Origin of the sequence: Spiroplasma endosymbiont of 'Nebria riversi' (assembly GCF_018831625.1) — a bacterium.
Classification (GTDB): Bacteria; Bacillota_I; Bacilli_A; order Mycoplasmatales; family Nriv7; genus Nriv7.
The window spans coordinates 472,499-491,016 of the sequence record NZ_CP065193.1; the positions used below are offsets into that span (position 1 = coordinate 472,499).

Here is an 18,518-nt window from a genome sequence, read left to right on the forward strand (position 1 = left end):
CTCCCTGAAATATTAATTTCCATAAGCAATTATATTAGAAAATAACAATTTTTAAAAGGATTTTTAAAATTTTGGTCGCGTTTAGTTTTCTTAGGTATTGCTTTGAAGAAATAAAACAATCAGCTAATTATATTATTTAATTACTAAACTAACCCTGCTTTTCTTGTTATTGTCATTTTTATTCGTTACCATTTTATCATATTATTGAATTTTTACACAATGAAAAATTATTAATGGTGTGGCTACCCTTTTTTTGGGCACTTTTTATGTAGACTGTAATTTTCTAAATTCAACAGGCGTTAAATAATTTAAACTGCCATGTATTCTACGATTATTATATCAATTAACAAAATCAAATAATTCGCATTTTAATTGTGTTAAATTTTCAAATTTTTTACCCTTTATAAATTCCATTTTAAAAGTTTTGTAAGTTGTTTCGGCCACAGCATTGTCATAAGGACCGCCCTTCGCACTCAATGATCTTTTAATATTAAAGGTTATTAAAATTTCATCAATGATTTTATTTTTGAACTCATTACCACGATCAGTATGAAATAAAGTTATTTTATTTAATGGTCGTGTTATTTTATGAAAAGCTTGTTGAACTAGTTCGGCGGTTTTGTTTGGTCCGGCACTATAGCCGATTGTTTCTCGATTAAACAAGTCAATTAATAAAAAAATATAATGTCATTTTCCTCCAACTTGCACATATGTTAAATCACTAATAACAACTTCATTAGGTTTTTTGTTATTAAATTGACGATTTAAAACATTACTAATTTGGTCATTATTAACCATTGTTTTATTATTACGATATTTTAATTTGGTGTATTTAGAGACCCAATTATTTTTGATCATAAGAAATCTGATTTTTCGACGTGATAAGATAATATCTTTTCTCATTAAAATAGCTTTAATTTTACGAGCACCTTAAATTTTACGACTTTTATTAAATGCACTTATAACTTCTTCTTCATAATTATTAACATCATACTTAACACAATTATTAGTTTGATAATAATATGTTGATATATTGACACATTTTTAGCACGGAATATTTTTCTTTATTATTGTTAATAATTCCTATTTTTTGCCAATTATCAGTGCTGCTTGCTTTAAAATGTCATTTTCCATTCGTAATTGTTGGTTTTCTTTTCGCAAGTAAATTAATTCATTTTCTTCGACAGTGCGATTATCTTGCACTTTAAATGACCCAAAATTATTAAAATTTTCAATTCACTGATATACGGCTGATTTTTAAATTCCGTATTCTTTAATAATTTCAACAATGCTTTTTCCGTTTTGATAAAGCATGACAATTTGTTTTTTAAATTCATTTGAATATGAGTTTTTCCCCATTTTTATCTTCCTACTTTCTTAATAATTTTATTTTATTTGAAAGTCCACATAAATATGGTCCAACTTATTGCAACCTATCCATAACGCGTTTAGTTTTCTTAGGTATTTTTAAAAAAATAAAAAATAATCATTTATTATAAATTATTTCAATATGCAAATTAAGTATATATAGCCTATGTATGATTTTTGTTGTAAAAAATTATTTTAATGTTGTTTTTATAACCTTTTATTAAAATTATGTTTGTTAATATTAAATATTTTGTTTTATTACTTATTTTTAAAATAAAATGATAATTAAATTGTAATTACTTTTCTTTTAAAATTATTCAAATCTTTACCCACCTAACAAAACTTTATGCGCCCATTATATTTTAACTAATATTTTTACTTACTTAAATCTTTTAATTTTGTAGAAAATTCTTGATATTTATTGAATATACTTAATTTTAGGTATATTTTTAATATGATAGAGGTGGATAATAATTATGGAAAAAATAATTCAAGAACTAGTAAATACTTTAACAGATGATCAATTTTTAGAATTTTATGAAAAAGTCAAACAACAAGCAGAATTAATAAAAAAAACAAAAACGTTTAAATGAAATTGATCAAAAATTTAGAGCACAAGGTATTAAATGCCCTAAATGTGAATCTTACCATTGCGTTAAAAATGGACATAATTCAGAAGGAAAACAAAAATATTTATGTAAAAATTGCCGTGCAAGTTTTGACGCTTTTCGTAATCATTTTATTTATTGAAGTCATTTAAATTATGAACAATGAAATTTATTGATTCAAATTTCATTGCTGGGGCAATCTAGTAAAACAATTTATCATTTTATTAAAACTACATTAAAAACTGCTTGATATAATCGTCAAAAATTAATGAGATTAAAACAATTAGAAAATACCCAATTAAAATTTAAAAAATTATCTGGTAAAATCCAAATCGATGAAACATTTATTAAAGAAATTCATAAAGGAAATTTCAAACATAAAACTGATCCACGAAGAATTCACCTTGACCCATTCGCAACTAATACTAAATGCTGTATTCAAATGGCAGTTGATAATAATAACAATATTTATGTTAAATCCACAAACACCAAACGTTTACAAAAACAATGAGTTATTGAAAATATGAACAAAGAATTAATTAACCAAAATTCAATTATTACTTCTGATATGCAAAAATTATATTTTTTAGTAGCAAAACAAACAAATTCTACTTTATGTGTAACTAAAACAACAATTAATCCTGAAGCTAGTTATCGTAACTTAAATAAAATCAGTAAATTAAAATCTAGTCTTAAAGAAGCCTTAATTCATTATCATGGTTTAGGTTTTACTAATATTCAAAATTATTTAAATCTCTGAAAATTAAAATACCAACATAAGGGTTTAACTCCAAGCCAACAAACAGCGGTATTATATTTTAATGTATAAAAAATTAAAGTACAAATAGTAATTTTACATAAAAGCCTTTTAAAATTATCAAGTTGATGATTTTTTTTATTTTATCAAGAGTTTTCGAAAAAATTAAAACTTAAATCTATTATATTTATTTGTTACAGCATTACCTTTATAGTTTATTCAACTATCATCATTTTTATTATTATATTTATTTCATAATGAATTTTTATATATTTCTTTTCTGATTTTTATTTCTGAATTAATACTTTCATTAATGTAATGTAATACATTTAATTTGTTTAAATTTGCCGTTCTTAAATGTAATATGTTATTTAAATTCTTATGATTATATATTTTTGCCCCATATCCTAATTGTTGTTTTACTAAATGAGATACATCACTTTCAATGCTACAACCGATATTTCATTCTAAATTTTGATGATTAATGCCATACTTATTATTACTGAAATAATTACTCGCTTTCCTTAAATTTGTTTTAATATCTTTATTTAATTCATTTTTAGCAACATTACGAATGGTTTTGATTAATTCTTGATGATTGTCATCCTTATATAATTTAATTTAACTATTTAATGCTACTTTGCAATTTTCAAAAATAATATTAAATGCCGTTTGTTTTAATAGCATGGCAAACACCTAAAATATATCTAACATTACCAAAACTATTGGCAATTTCTCTAATTCAAGCATCACCATCGCCACAAATAACTATTTTGTCATAATTAATATTTACATAATGTTTTTGTAATTCTTTAATTAATAAATCACGATAATCCATCGTATTTATTCGTTTACCAACTTTTAACATTAAAAAATGACCTCGTTTGTTTTCTAATTCTCTACGAGCATTTTTATAATTTTTTTCTTTATGTCCGGTATGAAAAGTAACTAAGCAAATTCTTTGGTCTTGTTTAACTTTATGGTCCGGTGTCGCTAAAAATGTTTCATCTAGTTGAATTTATAAATCCTTATTTTTGACATCAATTTTAGTTTTAGTTTCTTTTTCTGCTAGTTGAAAATATTCAGCAATATCGTATTTATTTAAAATATTTGAAATACTACCTTTTGAAATATAACAATGATTTAGAGCGTCTAAAACATCGCGATAGCGTTTACCATCGCCCAAAAGACTTAAAACTTTAAATTGGACATCAAAATAAATGCGTTGTTTGGGCAATAAACCAATTTCTTTATCTAATAAACATACATATTCGAATTTACCTGATTTTTGATTTCAATATTTATATCGGCGTCGTTTAAAAATAACTTCACCAAAAATTGTAATAATTGTTCTTCATGCAAAATGAACTACTTTATAACCTTGTTTTAAGCGATAATGATATTTATATAAGTATTCATCTAATTTTTCATATTCATTAGCTAGTTGTTCACATTTATTAGCGTACATATTTTTATGAGTTGTAAATAAGTTTAATCAATGCTTGTTTTCTATGGTTTTTACATTATTATTAATTTCTAACATAAAAAAACCACCTTTCTTGATATTAATTTTAATAAAGTTTTTTTTAATTTTGTCGAAAACTCTTGATAAAATAAAAAAAATCATCAACTTGATAATTTTAAAAGGCTTTTATGTAAAATTACTATTTTTACTTTAATTTTTTATACATTAAAATATAATACCACTGTTTGTTGGTTTGGAGTTAAACCCTTATGTTGGTATTTTCATTTTCAGAGATTTAAATAATTTTGAATATTAGTAAAACCTAAACCATGATAATGAATTAAGGCTTCTTTAAGACTAGATTGTAATTTACTGATTTTATTTAAGTTACGATAACTAGCTTCAGGATTAATTGTTGTTTTAGTTACACATAAAGTAGAATTTGTTTGTTTTGCTACTAAAAAATATAATTTTTGCATATCAGAAGTAATAATTGAATTTTGGTTAATTAATTCTTTGTTCATATTTTCAATAACTCATTGTTTTTGTAAACGTTTGGTGTTTGTGGATTTAACATAAATATTGTTATTATTATCAACCGCCATTTGAATACAGCATTTAGTATTAGTTGCGAATGGGTCAAGGTGAATTCTTCGTGGATCAGTTTTATGTTTGAAATTTCCTTTATGAATTTCTTTAATAAATGTTTCATCGATTTGGATTTTACCAGATAATTTTTTAAATTTTAATTGGGTATTTTCTAATTGTTTTGATTTCATTAATTTTTGACGATTATATCAAGCAGTTTTTAATATAGTTTTAATAAAACGAGAAATTGTTTTACTAGATTGCCCCGGCAATAAAATTTGAATCAATAAATTTCATTGTTCATAATTTAAATGACTTCAATAAATAAAATGATTACGAAAAGCGTCAAAACTTGCACGGCAATTTTTACATAAATATTTTTGTTTTCCTTCTGAATTATGTCCATTTTTAACGCAATGGCAGGATTCACATTTAGGGCGTTTAATACCTTGTGCTCTAAATTTTTGATCAATTTCATTTAAACGTTTTTGTTTTTTTTATTAATTCTGCTTGTTGTTTGACTTTTTCATAAAATTCTAAAAATTGATCATCTGTTAAAGTATTTACTAGTTCTTGAATTATTTTTTCCATAATTATTATCCACCTCTACCATATTAAAAATATACCTAAAATTAAGTATATTCAATAAATATCAAGAGTTTTCGACAAAATTAAAATTAAAAAATGATATAAATTCTTATTTGATGGTTTATAATTAATTAAGAAAAGGTTGGGCAATTATTACAAAAATTTACTAAGTTAGCAACCATCAACACAAAAAGGTAAAGGATTGATAGGTTACAATAAGTTGGACCATATTTATGTGGACTTTCAAATAAAATAAAATTATTAAGAAAGTAGGGGGGGTAGAAATGGAAAAAACTCATATTCAAATGAATTTAAAAAACAAATTGTCATGCTTTATCAAAACGGAAAAAGCGTTGTTGAAATTATTAAAGAATACGGGATTTCAAAATCAGCCGTATATCAGTGAATTGAAAATTTTAATAATTTTGGGTCATTTAAAGTGCAAGATAATCACACTGTTGAAGAAAATGAATTAATTTACTTGCGAAAAGAAAACCAACAATTACGAATGGAAAATGACATTTTAAAGCAAGTAGCGCTGATAATTGGCAAAAAATAGTAATTATTAACAATAATAAATAAAAATATCCTGTGCTAAAAATTTGTCAAATATTAAAAATAGCAAAATCAACATATTATTATCAAACTAATAATTGTGTTAAGTATGATGTTAATAATTATGAAGAAGAAGTTATCAGTGCATTTAATAAAAGTCGTAAAATTAAAGCTGTTTTAATGAGAAAAGATATTATCTTATCACGTCGAAAAATCAGATTCCTTATGATCAAAAATAATTTGGTTTCTAAATACACCAAATTAAAATATCGTAATCATAAAATAATGGTTAATAATGACCAAATTAGTAATGTTTTAAATCGTCAATTTAATAACAAAAAACCTAATGAAGTTGTTGTTAGTGATTTAACATATGTACAAGTTGGAGGAAAATGACATTATATTTGTTTATTAATTGACTTGTTTAATCGAGAAATAATTGGCTGTAGTGTCGGGCCGAACAAAACCGCTGAACTAGTTCAACAAGCTTTTCATAAAATAACACGACCATTAAATAAAATAACTTTATTTAATACTGATCGTCGTAATGAGTTCAAAAATAAAATCATTGATGAAATTTTAATAACCTTTAATATTAAAAGATCATTGAGTGCGAAGGGTTGTCCTTATGACAATGCTGTGGCTGAAACAACTTACAAAACTTTTAAAACTGAATTTATTAACGAGAAAAAATTTGCAAACTTAACATAATTAAAATGCGAATTATTTGATTTTGTTAATTGATACAATAATCTTAGAATACATGGCAGTTTAAATTATTTAACGCCTGTTGAATTTAGAAAATGACAGTCTACATAAAAAGTGTCAAAAAAGGGTTACCATACCACACAGTAATCGTTAACTCTACAACATTATGGGATGTATCAAACGGAGAACTTTCATCAAAATTTAAATTAGCTTTCGCTTCATTTAAATCCATTCCAAGTTTTTCTATCAAATCCACAACAGCATATAATTACAAACAAAAAGAATTTCACTTGGCCGGAGAAATATCTTTTATTTCCACAGTATCAGATAAACTAATAATCCGACTATTTAAACTTCCTGACCGTTTCATCTCAGTATTGCTACAACTTACTAATGCCATCACAATAATTAGTGGTGTTAATGTCAAACTTGCTAAAAACGCTATAAGTCACTTCATAAATAATTAATCCCTCTTTCCAAGTTTTGTTATATAAACATTTTACTAACAAATATTAGTTTTTCAAGGAATTTAATTAATAAATAATTTTTATAAAAAAATACACTTACAGTTGTAAGTGTATTTTTTTAACACTTTTTCTAAATTACGGTATTACTATCCTGCTGTTTGAGTAACTTTAATTGTAAATTCTTTTGAAAATGTTCCATCAGCAGCATCTTTTGCTTTTACACTAAATTTAACATCAGCACTTTTAGTAGCTCCGGGAGCTGCTGGAAGTGCTCCAACTAATGCTGCCACAACCGCTTTAGCATTCGCATTCGCGGTTGTAACTTTCATATCAACTTTTGCCTGAATCGCCGCAAGAATAGCTTCATCTTTTCATCCTGCTGCGTCAGCAACTGCAAAAGCATCAGCATCTTCAATCGTAATCTTATCAATTGTTTTATCAGTAACAGTAACTGTAGTTACTGCGGCTTTTTTTGTGCCACAACCAATAATTGGTAATGCTGCGATAGCAGGAAGTCCTGCTAAAGCTGTTATTAATCTTAATCCTGATAATTTCATATTTAATTCTCCCTTTTCATTTATTTTACTATATATGTTATTTTACTTTGAAATTTTATTTTTACAATAACTTCTTTGGTTATTTTATAAAAATAAACATTTAATTTCCAAATACTAATTTATTAAATTAACCCATTACCTCCACTAAGAGTTAAATCTATGGGTTAATTATAACAATAAATTTTTAAAATAAAAGATATTTTATCTAATTTAATAATGGCATTAGATATCCTCATCTAATGTTAAATCAACCGGAAATTCTACTTTCGTAAATTTTTATTTACCCCGTGGAATTCAACGGTCCTTCATTCTTCGTAATTGTTCTTCTAACTTATGACGCACCTCATCAATGGCGACATATAAATCAATATGCCGACCTTCAGCTTGTAAATGATTACTCTTTCCTTTTAAATCAAGAACAACACGAACTCGACTTAAATTTTCTTTATAAGTTCTTACTTCAACATGAATGGTATCATCAAGATTAATAATTTTATATTTACTAATTTTCTCTAAACTATTAATAATGCGTTCACGAATTGCCTCAGTTACTTCAATATTTTTACCACGAATAACGAATTGCATTTATAAACCTCCTTATTCATATTATATTATTTTTTATCACATTTAGTAAAAAAATAATATGGTGCGGCGACCCTTTTTAGGACACTTTTTATGTAGACTGTTGTTTTCTAAATTCAACAGGCGTTAAATAATTTAGGCTGCCGTGAATTCGAATGTTGTTATATCAATTAACAAAATCAAATAATTCTTATTTTAATTATGTTAAATTTTCAAATTTTTTACCCTCAATAAATTCCGTTTTAAAGGTTTTGTAAGTTGTTTCAGCCACAGCATTGTCATAAGTACAACCCTTCGCACTCAATGATCTTTTAATATTAAAGGTTATTAAAATTTCATCAATGATTTTATTTTTGAACTCATTACCACGATCAGTATGAAATAAAGTTATTTTATTTAATGGTCGTGTTATTTTATGAAAAGCTTGTTGAACTAGTTCAGCGGTTTTGTTTGGTTCGACACTATAGCCAATTATTTCTCGATTAAACAAGTCAATTAATAAACAAATATAATGTCATTTTCCTTCAACTTGTACATATGTTAAATCACTAACAACAACTTCATTAGGTTTTTTGTTATTAAATTGACGATTTAAAATATTACTAATTTGGTCATTATTAACCATTGTTTTATGATTACGATATTTTAATTTGGTGTATTTAGAAACCAAATTATTTTTGATCATAAGGAATCTGATTTTTCGAAGTGATAAGATAATATCTTTTCTCATTAAAACAGCTTTAATTTTACGAGCACCATAAATTTTACGACTTTTATTAAATGCACTGATAACTTCTTCTTCATAATTATTAACATCATACTTAACACAATTATTAGTTTGATAATAATATGTTGATTTTGCTATTTTTAATATTTGACAAATTTTTAGCACGGGATATTTTTCTTTATTATTTTTAATAATTCCTATTTTTTGCCAATTATCAGTGCTGCTTGCTTTAAAATGTCATTTTCCATTCGTAATTGTTGGTTTTCTTTTCGCAAGTAAATTAATTCATTTTCTTCGATAGTGCAATTATCTTGCACTTTAAATGACCCAAAATTATTAAAATTTTCAATTCACTGATATAAGGCTTATTTTGAAATTCCGTATTCTTTAATAATTTTAACAATGCTTTTTCCGTTTTGATAAAGCAAAAAAAATTTGTTTTTTAAATTCATTTGAATATTTTAATTTTATAGAGAACTCTTGATATTTATTGAATATACTTAATTTTAGGTATATTTTTAATATGGTAGAGGTGGGTAATAATTATAGAAAAAATAATTCAAGAACTAGTAAATACTTTAACAGATGATCAATTTTTAGAATTTTATGAAAAAGTCAAACAACAAGCAGAATTAATAAAAAAACAAAAACGTTTAAATGAAATTGATCAAAAATTTAGAGCACAAGGTATTTAAATGCCCTAAATGTGAATCTTACCATTGCGTTAAAAATGGACATAATTCAGAAGGAAAACAAAAATATTTATGTAAAAATTGCCGTGCAAGTTTTGACGCTTTTCGTAATCATTTTATTTATTGAAGTCATTTAAATTATGAACAATGAAATTTATTGATTCAAATTTCATTGCTGGGGCAATCTAGTAAAACAATTTCTCGTTTTATTAAAACTACATTAAAAACTGCTTGATATAATCGTCAAAAATTAATGAAATCAAAACAATTAGAAAATACCGAATTAAAATTTAAAAAATTATCTGGTAAAATCCAAATCGATGAAACATTTATTAAATAAATTCATAAAGGAGATTTCAAACATAAAACTGATCCACGAAGAATTCACCTTGATCCATTCGCAACTAATACTAAATGCTGTATTCAAATGGCAGTTGATAATAATAACAATATTTATGTTAAATCCACAAACACCAAACGTTTACAAAAACAATGAGTTATTGAAAATATGAACAAAGAATTAATTAACCAAAATTCAATTATTACTTCTGATATGCAAAAATTATATTTTTTAGTAGCAAAACAAAAAAACTCTACTTTATGTGTAACTAAAGCAACAATTAATCCTGAAGCTAGTTATCGTAACTTAAATAAAATCAGTAAATTACAATCTAGTCTTAAAGAAGCCTTAATTCATTATCATGGTTTAGGTTTTACTAATATTAAAAATTATTTAAATCTCTGAAAATGAAAATACCAACATAAGGGTTTAACTCCAAACCAACAAACAGCGGTATTATATTTTAATGCATAAAAAATTAAAGTAAAAATAGTAATTTTACATAAAAGCCTTTTAAAATTATCAAGTTGATGATTTTTTTTATTTTATCAAGAGTTTTCGACAAAATTAAAAAAATAAAATAACTTTATTTCATACTGATCGTGGTAATGAGTTCAAAAATAAAATCATTGATGAAATTTTAATAACCTTTAATATTAAAAGATCATTGAGTGCGAAGGGTTGTACTTATGACAATGCTGTGGCTGAAACAACTTACAAAACTTTTAAAACGGAATTTATCAAGGGTAAAAAATTTGAAAATTTAACACAATTAAAATGCGAATTATTTGATTTTGTTAATTGATACAACAATCTTAGAATACATGGCAGTTTAAATTATTTAACGCCTGTTGAATTTAGAAAATGACAGTCTACATAAAAAGTGTCCAAAAAAGGGTTGCCATACCAAACTTAATAACAACATATGGACAAAAAATAAAAGAAAATAGCACTTATAAAACATGAGTAATTAATAAAAAAAATAACAATTAAAGCACAAGGCACAGATTTATATAATTTCAAAGATTTTTTCGATAAAACAAATTACAGATTAAATAAAAAAAATAATTTTGAAATTGAAATTGAAAACCCGTAATAACTAAATTTAAACACTGTTAAAATTACTACCCTAAGAAAGGTTAGTTTTTTATGATGACAATATCCTTAAATAACTAAGCAACTTTTTCGCATATTACTTTCATATTCTTTCTCTTTTGACAAAATAAAAAATGACAATTTAATTAAATTGTCATTTTAAATATTTATTTATATTACAATTTCTTAATTTTTATTTTCACAAGCAATTAAACTTATTGTACTTGTTCCAATTAAACTAATTGCCTCAAAAAACTTAATAATCTTTTTATAATAGTTAATTTTTTTAATTTTGTAGAAACCATATACATATGACAAGATTTTGGTTTCTACAAACTTGCTTTTAATTAATAAATAAATACGAGCTCATTTATTTATTACAAGAAATATAGGGTTAAATTAATATTTATTATTTTTAGTTATGCCTTGTATTTTTTTGTGCCTTGATAGTAATTAACTTAGTTTAATATAACTAAATATATTTGTAAGGATGGTATGTATGTGGGAAATATTGAAAATATTTTTTTAAATACTAAAAAATATCTTTTAAAAGAAACATAAAACGCAATTATTATTAAAGCACCAGAAATTCCGTGATTTAGTAATCCTATTGGTATTTGATTTTCAAAACGATTTGTTTATAAAGGCAAACACGATAATTCTATTTGTATTGGAATAATTATAAATGGTGAGTATCAGTTGGTTTCAGTTAATAAGAAAGAACAGGAGTCTAATTTGATTATAGGACAAGAATTATTAAATTTTTTTATTGCTGAAAAAGAGAACGATAAAAAGGATGTAAGTTTTAATTATTTTAAAAATTAATTTTAAAGGTGTTTTAAGGTGCCTTAAGAATAAAGGTAAATAAAAAAACATCTTGGTTGATGTTTATAGTGGCGAAGCGGTGCGGAAAGCGTATGCTCCGCCCGCTAGTTATGGAGTTTTAGAAATGAGAATGTGAGTTAGTGTGAATGGAATGAACCACCTAAAAATTATTGTCGAAAGTTTATATATTCTATTAATAAAAAAACTGGATTATAACAAAAAATTTGAGCGTCTAAATCTGCATTTGAATCTGTTATAACTGATTTAGTCGGTGATAATTGACTTTGTGTTGATATTGCATATTTAAAAGATTAAAAAATTAAGGAAAAAAGAAAGATGAGTATATTTGGATTAGTATTTTTTACTATTTTAACATTATTACTAGCATATTATATTGCAGTTAATATTTATGGATAGGTTACAATAAGTTGGACCATATTTATGTGGATTTTCAAATAAAATAAAATTATTAAGAAAGTAAGAAGATAAAAATGGAGAAAAACTCATATTCAAATGAATTTAAAAAACAAATTGTCATGCTTTATCAAAACGGAAAAAGCATTGTTGAAATTATTAAAGAATACGGAATTTCAAAATCAGCCGTATATCAGTGAATTGAAAATTTTAATAATTTTGGGTCATTTAAAGTGCAAGATAATCGCACTGTCGAAGAAAATGAATTAATTTACTTGCGAAAAAAAACCAACAATTACGAATGGAAAATGAAATTTTAAAGCAAGCAGCACTGATAATTGGCAAAAAATAGGGATTATTAACAATAATAAAGAAAGATACTCCGTGCTAAAAATGTGTCAAATATTAAAAATAGCAAAATCAATATATTATTATCAAAATAATAATTGTGTTAAGTATGATGTTAATAATTCCTAAGAAGAAGAAGTTATCAGTGCATTTAATAAAAGTCGTAAAATTTATGGTGCTCGTAAAATTAAAGCTGTTTTAATGAGAAAAGATATTATATTATCAAGTCGAAAAATCAGATTCCTTATGATCAAAAATAATTTGGTTTCTAAATACACCAAATTAAAATATCGTAATCATAAAACAATGGTTAATAATGACCAAATTAGTAATGTTTTAAGTCGTCAATTTAATAACAAAAAACCTAATGAAGTCGTTGTTAGTGATTTAACATATGTGCAAGTTGGAGGAAAATGACATTATATTTGTTTATTAATTGACTTGTTTAATCGAAAAATAATTGGCTATAGTGCCAGACCAAACAAAACCGCCGAACTAGTTCAACAAGCTTTTCATAAAAAAACACGACCATTAAATAAAATAACTTTATTTCATACTGATCGTGGTAATGATTTCAAAAATAAAATTATTAAGAAAGTAGGAAGATAAAAATGGGGAAAAACTCGTATTCAAATGAATTTAAAAAACAAATTGTCATGCTTTATCAAAACGGAAAAAGCATTGTTGAAATTATTAAAAAATGCGGAATTTATCAAGGGTAAAAAATTTGAAAATTTAACACAATTAAAATGCTAATTATTTGATTTTGTTAATTGATACAATAATCTTAGAATACAGGGCAGTTTAAATTATTTAACGCCTGTTGAATTTATAAAAATGACAGTCTACATAAAAAGTGTCCAAAAAAGGGGTGCCATACCATAGGTTCCTTCAACTATTTTAACTATTTTAAAAAAGTCTATTAATACCTTTTAAAATCTTAATTCATAGTCTAATGGTGGTTCGGGGCGGAATCGAACCGCCGACACCTTGAGCTTCAATCAAGTGCTCTACCAACTGAGCTACCAAACCCTAACTAACTGGCGGTCCCGAAGGGAATTGAACCCTCGATCTCCTCTGTGACAGAGAGGCATGTTAACCACTACACCACGGGACCAATTGGTTGCGGGAGGAGGATTTGAACCTCCGGCCTTCAGGTTATGAGCCTGACGAGCTACCAGACTGCTCTATCCCGCGATATGTTTCGTTAATAATTACTAATGGCGGAGGTGAAGGGATTCGAACCCCTGCGAGTTTTTATACTCCTTGCGGTTTTCAAGACCGCCCCCTTCAACCAGGCTTGGGTACACCTCCATAAAATAATACCATAATGGTGGACCCTGTAGGACTCGAACCTACGACCATCCGGTTATGAGCCGGATGCTCTAACCAACTGAGCTAAGGGTCCAATAGTAAAACTAACTTATATTTAATTGGTTGTTTAAATCAATAAAATTGTCACTAATCTTAAACAAAATAAATTATAATAAAAATAATGCAAGTTTGCAAGCAATAAACCAGATAGGTCGCGTTTAGTTTTCTTAGATATTGTTTTGAAGAAGTAAAACAATTAGCTAATTATATTATTTAATTACTAAACTAACCCCGCCTTTCTTGTTATTGGTCGCGTTTAGTTTTCTTAGATATTGTTTTGAAGAAGTAAAACAATCAGCTAATTATATTATTTAATTACTAAACTAACCCCGCCTTTCTTGTTATTGTCATTTTTATTCTTTTTCATTTTATCATATTATTGAATTTTTACACAACAAAAATTATTAATTTTATTAAATTTTAACTAATATTTTTACTTACTTAAATTTATTATATTTATTTGTTACAGCATTACCTTTATAATTAATTCAACTATCATCATTTTTATTATTATATTTATTTCATAATGAATTTTTATATATTTCTTTTCTGATTTCTATTTCTGAATTAATATTTTCATTAATGTAATGTAGTACATTTAATTTGTTTAAATTTGCCATTCTTAAATGTAATAGGTTATTTAAATTCTTATGATTATATATTTTTGCCCCATATCCTAATTGTTGTTTTACTAAATGAGATACATCACTTTCAATGCTACAACCGATATTTCATTCTAAATTTTGATGATGAATGCCATGCTTATTATTACTGAAATAATTACTCGCTTTCCTTAAATTTGTTTTAATATCTTTATTTAATTCATTTTTAGCAACATTACGAGTGTTTTTGATTAATTCTTGATGATTAAACTATCCTTATATAGTTTAATTCAACTATTTAGTGTTACTTTGCGATTTTCAAAAATAATATTAAATGCGGTTTGTTTTAATTTTTTAATAACATGATAACCATCTAAAATATATCTAACATTACCAAAACTATTGGCAATTTCTCTAATTCAAATATCACCATCACCACAAACAATTATTCTGTCGTAATTAATATTTACATAATGTTTTTGTAATTCCTTAATTAATAAATCGCGATAATCCATTGTATTTATTCGTTTACCAACTTTTAATATTAGAAAATGACCTCGTTTGTTTTCTAATTCTCTACGAGCATTTTTATAATTTTTTTCTTTATGTTCGGTATGAAAAGTAACTAAACTAATTCTTTGGTCTTGTTTAACTTTCTGGTCTAATGTTGCTAAAAATGTCTCATCTAGTTGAATATATAAATCCTTATTTTTGGCATCAATTCTAGTTTTAGTTTCTTTTTATGCTAATTGAAAATATTCGGCAATATCGTATTTATTTAAAATAATTGAAATACTAGCTTTTGAAATATAACAATGATTTAGAGCATCTAAAACATCGCGATACCGTTTACCATCACCTAAAAGACTTAAAACTTTAAATTGGACATCAAAATAAATGCGTTGTTTAGGTAAAATACCAATTTCTTTATCTAATAAACATACATATTCAAATTTACCTGATTTTTGATTTCAATATTTATATCGGCGTCGTTTAAAAGTAACATCACCAAAAATTGTAATAATTGTTCTTCATGCAAAATGAACTACTTTATAACCTTGTTTTAACCGATAATGATATTTATATAAATATTCATCTAATTTTTCGTATTCATTAGCTAATTGTTCGCATTTATTGGTATACATATTTTTATGGGTTGTAAATAAACTAAATCAATACTTATTTTCTATGGTTTTTACATTATTATTAATTTCTAACATAAAAAATCGCCTTTCTAGATAGTAATTTTAACAAAGTTAAATTTCGTTAGTTTATTTTTCTGTTTTAATGATAATTTTTTTTCTAGAATTATTATTCAATAACCTGAAAAAATGATAAAAATTCTTATTTAATAAGTTATAATCAATTTGTATTAATTAGACTCTAAAAATTTAAGGAAAGATGTTAATTGTTCAACAAATTTATTAATTAGTAAAAATTCATAAAAAGGATTTAATAAATGAAAAAATTACTTATTTTATTAAGTACAATAACAATAGCAAGTAGTGGAATAGCGGGAATTGTTGCCAATAGTCTCCTTATCCAACACAAGAACAACAAATTAAATTAGAAAACATAAATTATAAAAGACAAAAACGAAGCAATAATGAAAATAATAAAATAAATGCAACAAAAATTGTTATTAAAGCAAAAAACAGATCTGATCTTCTGGTATTGTTTTCAACAATAAATTGTATTTTGGTTCAGATAGATCATAATGTATATGAATATGATCCAGTCACAAATCAACAAAAAATCGTTCTTAGAGCAACTGAATCTATAAGATCTTCTGGTGTAGTTTTAAACAGTAAACTATATTTTGGTTCACTAGATCATAATGTTTATGAATATGACCCTGTCGCCGAGCAACAAAAAATTATTATTAAAACAAATTGATGAATTGATTCATCTGGTGTAATTTTCAACAATAAATTATATATTGGTTCAGGAGATGGCAATGTTTATGAATATAGTGAATACTATTTAAATTCAAATTTAGGAAAAATTAGTAATAATTCTGATAATGTAATTTTAAGTGAATTAAATTATTTGAATCCAGATTTAGATATTTCACAATTAGAAATTATTAACAAGACAAAAAATTCATCTATATTAAAAATAAAAAATAATTTAAATAATAATATAAAAATACATTATTCAATTGATAATGGGCAAAATAAAATTATTAATTTAAATGAATTGATTAAAAAAGCATTATTTTTTAAATTTCGAGATGAAAATTCTAATTTAAAATTTAAGGAAATAAATTATATTGATACTAATAATTTAAATTTTTCAAATACTGAAATAACAAAACAAGAAAATTCATTTTTATGATCTAATGTTCCTAAAAATGTGTGTTCTGATAGAGAAATTACCTATAAAACTCCAAATATAAAATCATTTAATGTACCTGCTTGTGAATATAACTCAAAATCAAAATTAATATTTCAAATTACAACAGGATTAACTAAAACAAAACAAGAAAATAAATTAAATGGTTGAAAAATAAATTCTGATGATGAAATGAAATTAACAGATTTTACAAATATAAATAATAAAAATTCTGAAATTATTAATGTATTATCAAATGAATTTGATTTATCAAACACAAATAAACAAGGATAAGAAATGATTTTAAGTATTTTTAAGGGGCCGGCTGATAAATTTGAACTTAATCCCAATGAAAAATTAAAAATTACTTATCCAGTAAGAATAATTACATCTAAAGTTATATTAAATTTAAAACAAAAAATTACAGGAGACATTACTGCCAAAATAATTGATGATAACAATAAAGAACAAATAGTTATATTATCAATTACAGAAGTAATGCAGATTTTACAAAATCATGGTTTATTACCCAATGAAATTACTATAGATAAAAACAATGATAACATTTAATGGGAAAGCATTTTTCTCATCAGAAAGAGGAGGGTCAGTAAGAACAAATACAGTTACTACTATAGTATAAGGTTTTATAAAAACGATATTAGCTATTTAGAACAATAACTTTAATTGAAACAAGGACAACAAGTTTAAATTTCTTGTAAAAATAAAAAATATTCAAACCAGTAATTTTAATTAATTACTGGTTACTTATTTTATTAAAATATAAAAAATGAGAAGTTGCTTAGTTGTTTAAGATTATTGTCATCATAAAAAACCACCTTTTAAGGGGATGATTTTAACGGTTTTTAAATTTAATTATTAAGGATTTTTAATTTCAATTTCAAAATCATTTGTACTTCTTAATATGTAATCTATTTTATTATCATCATAAGCAGGACTAATATTTCCTAAGCTATCATATTTGCGGTCATCTAAATTTGTACCTTGTGCTTTAATTGTTATTTTTTTATTAATTACTCATGTATTTCGCGTGGCGGTTTCTTGGCCGTCTGTATTTATTAGTTGTCTAATCTTATCTTGTTTGCTCTGATTATTTTGTAATTTTTGTGTAAATAAGAAACTAAGGTTTTCTAAATTTCTTAATTCTGGTAATTTTTCATTTAGATTGTTATTATCTATTTTATTTATTTGAACTTGTGTAATATTATTTGTTGAATTCGAAATTCAAAACCTCACTTTTTCTAGATTTTTGATTTCAAAATCATAAACTTTATTTTTTTGTTCTATTAATTCATTTGGTTTTTTAGAACATCCAATCGTTGGTAATATTGTTAATCCCAAAAGAGCTATTTTATTTAAAATTTTCATTATTTTAATTCCTTTATTACTTTATTTTTCAATATATATATATATATCATTTTACATGAAAATCCTTAAAATCATTAGGAAACTGGCAAAACCGATTAAAAATTGAAAGGTGTAGTAAAAGGCAGGTGCTGTTTTAAA

At 24.7% G+C, this 18,518-nt stretch carries 22 protein-coding genes, 5 tRNA genes and 6 pseudogenes; 14 read left to right on the forward strand and 19 right to left on the reverse strand.

Annotated features, from left to right (window positions below; translation table 4 throughout):
* Window positions 1-264: 264 nt before the first annotated feature.
* Window positions 265-1,359, reverse strand: a pseudogene (locus I5Q57_RS03155) (IS3 family transposase).
* Between the two features lie 485 nt (window positions 1,360-1,844).
* Here I5Q57_RS03155 and I5Q57_RS09620 point away from each other — a divergent pair.
* The 3 genes and pseudogenes from I5Q57_RS09620 (at window position 1,845) to I5Q57_RS03165 (ending at window position 2,805) form a co-directional block, all read left to right on the forward strand.
* A complete protein-coding gene (locus I5Q57_RS09620) occupies window positions 1,845-1,979 on the forward strand; it encodes a hypothetical protein (protein ID WP_256444910.1) in 135 nt (44 codons plus the stop codon).
* 10 nt (window positions 1,980-1,989) lie between these two features.
* Window positions 1,990-2,046: pseudogene (locus I5Q57_RS09865) on the forward strand (hypothetical protein); the annotation flags it as partial.
* A 102-nt stretch (window positions 2,047-2,148) separates the two neighbouring features.
* The gene (locus tag I5Q57_RS03165) at window positions 2,149-2,805 is read left to right on the forward strand and encodes a transposase (protein WP_215826772.1); all 657 of its coding nucleotides are present in this window, start codon (window positions 2,149-2,151) and stop codon (window positions 2,803-2,805) included.
* 589 nt (window positions 2,806-3,394) lie between these two features.
* Here I5Q57_RS03165 and I5Q57_RS03170 read toward each other — a convergent pair.
* From I5Q57_RS03170 to I5Q57_RS09625, 5 genes and pseudogenes are all read right to left on the reverse strand, one after another.
* Complete coding sequence (locus I5Q57_RS03170) at window positions 3,395-3,601, reverse strand: hypothetical protein (RefSeq protein WP_215826773.1); 207 nt, start codon at window positions 3,599-3,601, stop codon at window positions 3,395-3,397.
* Window positions 3,602-3,751: 150 nt separating this feature from the next.
* A complete protein-coding gene (locus I5Q57_RS03175) occupies window positions 3,752-4,276 on the reverse strand; it encodes a UPF0236 family transposase-like protein (protein WP_215826774.1) in 525 nt (174 codons plus the stop codon).
* 140 nt (window positions 4,277-4,416) lie between these two features.
* Entirely contained in the window at window positions 4,417-5,073 is a 657-nt protein-coding gene (locus I5Q57_RS03180; protein ID WP_215826775.1) for a transposase, read from the reverse strand.
* A gap of 99 nt (window positions 5,074-5,172) precedes the next feature.
* Window positions 5,173-5,268: pseudogene (locus tag I5Q57_RS10040) on the reverse strand (hypothetical protein); the annotation flags it as partial.
* Window positions 5,243-5,377, reverse strand: coding sequence for a hypothetical protein (locus I5Q57_RS09625; protein WP_256444910.1), 135 nt, complete (start codon window positions 5,375-5,377; stop codon window positions 5,243-5,245). The pseudogene I5Q57_RS10040 and the gene I5Q57_RS09625, both read right to left, overlap by 26 nt.
* A gap of 325 nt (window positions 5,378-5,702) precedes the next feature.
* Here I5Q57_RS09625 and I5Q57_RS03185 point away from each other — a divergent pair.
* Window positions 5,703-6,748: pseudogene (locus I5Q57_RS03185) on the forward strand (IS3 family transposase).
* 157 nt (window positions 6,749-6,905) lie between these two features.
* On the opposite strand, the gene I5Q57_RS03190 reads toward I5Q57_RS03185, so the two are convergent.
* The 4 genes and pseudogenes from I5Q57_RS03190 to I5Q57_RS03205 form a co-directional block, all read right to left on the reverse strand.
* Complete coding sequence (locus I5Q57_RS03190) at window positions 6,906-7,094, reverse strand: hypothetical protein (protein WP_215826776.1); 189 nt, start codon at window positions 7,092-7,094, stop codon at window positions 6,906-6,908.
* Window positions 7,095-7,250: 156 nt separating this feature from the next.
* Window positions 7,251-7,661, reverse strand: coding sequence for a hypothetical protein (locus I5Q57_RS03195; protein ID WP_215826777.1), 411 nt, complete (start codon window positions 7,659-7,661; stop codon window positions 7,251-7,253).
* A 276-nt stretch (window positions 7,662-7,937) separates the two neighbouring features.
* Window positions 7,938-8,246 (reverse strand): ribosome hibernation-promoting factor, HPF/YfiA family, encoded by a 309-nt coding sequence (gene hpf, locus I5Q57_RS03200; protein WP_215826778.1) that lies wholly within the window; start codon window positions 8,244-8,246, stop codon window positions 7,938-7,940.
* Window positions 8,247-8,334: 88 nt separating this feature from the next.
* Window positions 8,335-9,422 (reverse strand): annotated as a pseudogene (locus I5Q57_RS03205) (IS3 family transposase).
* A 71-nt stretch (window positions 9,423-9,493) separates the two neighbouring features.
* On the opposite strand from I5Q57_RS03205, the gene I5Q57_RS03210 reads away from it, so the two are divergent.
* The 8 genes and pseudogenes from I5Q57_RS03210 to I5Q57_RS03235 all read left to right on the forward strand — a co-directional run bounded on the left by I5Q57_RS03210 (window position 9,494) and on the right by I5Q57_RS03235 (window position 13,293).
* Window positions 9,494-9,649, forward strand: coding sequence for a hypothetical protein (locus I5Q57_RS03210; RefSeq protein ID WP_215826779.1), 156 nt, complete (start codon window positions 9,494-9,496; stop codon window positions 9,647-9,649).
* Entirely contained in the window at window positions 9,628-10,002 is a 375-nt protein-coding gene (locus I5Q57_RS03215; RefSeq protein WP_215826780.1) for an IS1/IS1595 family N-terminal zinc-binding domain-containing protein, read from the forward strand. Before I5Q57_RS03210 ends, I5Q57_RS03215 begins: the two co-directional genes overlap by 22 nt.
* 87 nt (window positions 10,003-10,089) lie before the next feature.
* The gene (locus I5Q57_RS03220; RefSeq protein ID WP_215826781.1) at window positions 10,090-10,476 is read left to right on the forward strand and encodes a hypothetical protein; all 387 of its coding nucleotides are present in this window, start codon (window positions 10,090-10,092) and stop codon (window positions 10,474-10,476) included.
* 100 nt (window positions 10,477-10,576) lie between these two features.
* Window positions 10,577-10,882 (forward strand): annotated as a pseudogene (locus I5Q57_RS03225) (IS3 family transposase); the annotation flags it as partial.
* Window positions 10,867-10,995 (forward strand): hypothetical protein, encoded by a 129-nt coding sequence (locus I5Q57_RS09630; RefSeq protein WP_256444911.1) that lies wholly within the window; start codon window positions 10,867-10,869, stop codon window positions 10,993-10,995. The pseudogene I5Q57_RS03225 and the gene I5Q57_RS09630, both read left to right, overlap by 16 nt.
* A gap of 801 nt (window positions 10,996-11,796) precedes the next feature.
* A complete protein-coding gene (locus I5Q57_RS09635) occupies window positions 11,797-11,922 on the forward strand; it encodes a hypothetical protein (RefSeq protein ID WP_256444912.1) in 126 nt (41 codons plus the stop codon).
* Between the two features lie 491 nt (window positions 11,923-12,413).
* Window positions 12,414-12,656: a helix-turn-helix domain-containing protein gene (locus tag I5Q57_RS03230; protein WP_215826783.1), complete on the forward strand. Its 243-nt coding sequence runs from the start codon at window positions 12,414-12,416 to the stop codon at window positions 12,654-12,656.
* Between the two features lie 169 nt (window positions 12,657-12,825).
* Complete coding sequence (locus tag I5Q57_RS03235) at window positions 12,826-13,293, forward strand: DDE-type integrase/transposase/recombinase (RefSeq protein ID WP_256444927.1); 468 nt, start codon at window positions 12,826-12,828, stop codon at window positions 13,291-13,293.
* Window positions 13,294-13,640: 347 nt separating this feature from the next.
* Here I5Q57_RS03235 and I5Q57_RS03245 read toward each other — a convergent pair.
* From I5Q57_RS03245 to I5Q57_RS03280, 8 genes are all read right to left on the reverse strand, one after another.
* Window positions 13,641-13,716 (reverse strand) — tRNA-Phe (locus I5Q57_RS03245).
* A 9-nt stretch (window positions 13,717-13,725) separates the two neighbouring features.
* A tRNA-Asp gene (locus tag I5Q57_RS03250) sits at window positions 13,726-13,801 on the reverse strand.
* Window positions 13,802-13,804: 3 nt separating this feature from the next.
* Window positions 13,805-13,881: transfer RNA gene (locus tag I5Q57_RS03255), tRNA-Met, on the reverse strand.
* Between the two features lie 24 nt (window positions 13,882-13,905).
* A tRNA-Ser gene (locus tag I5Q57_RS03260) sits at window positions 13,906-13,998 on the reverse strand.
* A 17-nt stretch (window positions 13,999-14,015) separates the two neighbouring features.
* Window positions 14,016-14,092, reverse strand: a tRNA-Ile gene (locus I5Q57_RS03265).
* A gap of 403 nt (window positions 14,093-14,495) precedes the next feature.
* On the reverse strand, window positions 14,496-14,678 hold the full coding sequence (locus I5Q57_RS03270; RefSeq protein ID WP_215825990.1) for a hypothetical protein: 183 nt from the start codon (window positions 14,676-14,678) through the stop codon (window positions 14,496-14,498).
* 233 nt (window positions 14,679-14,911) lie between these two features.
* Window positions 14,912-15,175: a UPF0236 family transposase-like protein gene (locus tag I5Q57_RS03275; RefSeq protein ID WP_215826786.1), complete on the reverse strand. Its 264-nt coding sequence runs from the start codon at window positions 15,173-15,175 to the stop codon at window positions 14,912-14,914.
* A gap of 225 nt (window positions 15,176-15,400) precedes the next feature.
* Entirely contained in the window at window positions 15,401-15,880 is a 480-nt protein-coding gene (locus tag I5Q57_RS03280) for a UPF0236 family transposase-like protein (protein ID WP_215826787.1), read from the reverse strand.
* Between the two features lie 478 nt (window positions 15,881-16,358).
* On the opposite strand from I5Q57_RS03280, the gene I5Q57_RS03285 reads away from it, so the two are divergent.
* Both I5Q57_RS03285 and I5Q57_RS03290 read left to right on the forward strand, forming a co-directional pair.
* A complete protein-coding gene (locus I5Q57_RS03285) occupies window positions 16,359-17,288 on the forward strand; it encodes a hypothetical protein (protein WP_215826788.1) in 930 nt (309 codons plus the stop codon).
* A gap of 3 nt (window positions 17,289-17,291) precedes the next feature.
* The gene (locus tag I5Q57_RS03290; RefSeq protein ID WP_215826789.1) at window positions 17,292-17,564 is read left to right on the forward strand and encodes a hypothetical protein; all 273 of its coding nucleotides are present in this window, start codon (window positions 17,292-17,294) and stop codon (window positions 17,562-17,564) included.
* A 306-nt stretch (window positions 17,565-17,870) separates the two neighbouring features.
* Here I5Q57_RS03290 and I5Q57_RS03295 read toward each other — a convergent pair whose 3' ends face one another.
* Complete coding sequence (locus tag I5Q57_RS03295) at window positions 17,871-18,380, reverse strand: hypothetical protein (RefSeq protein ID WP_215826790.1); 510 nt, start codon at window positions 18,378-18,380, stop codon at window positions 17,871-17,873.
* Between the last annotated feature and the right edge of the window lie 138 nt (window positions 18,381-18,518).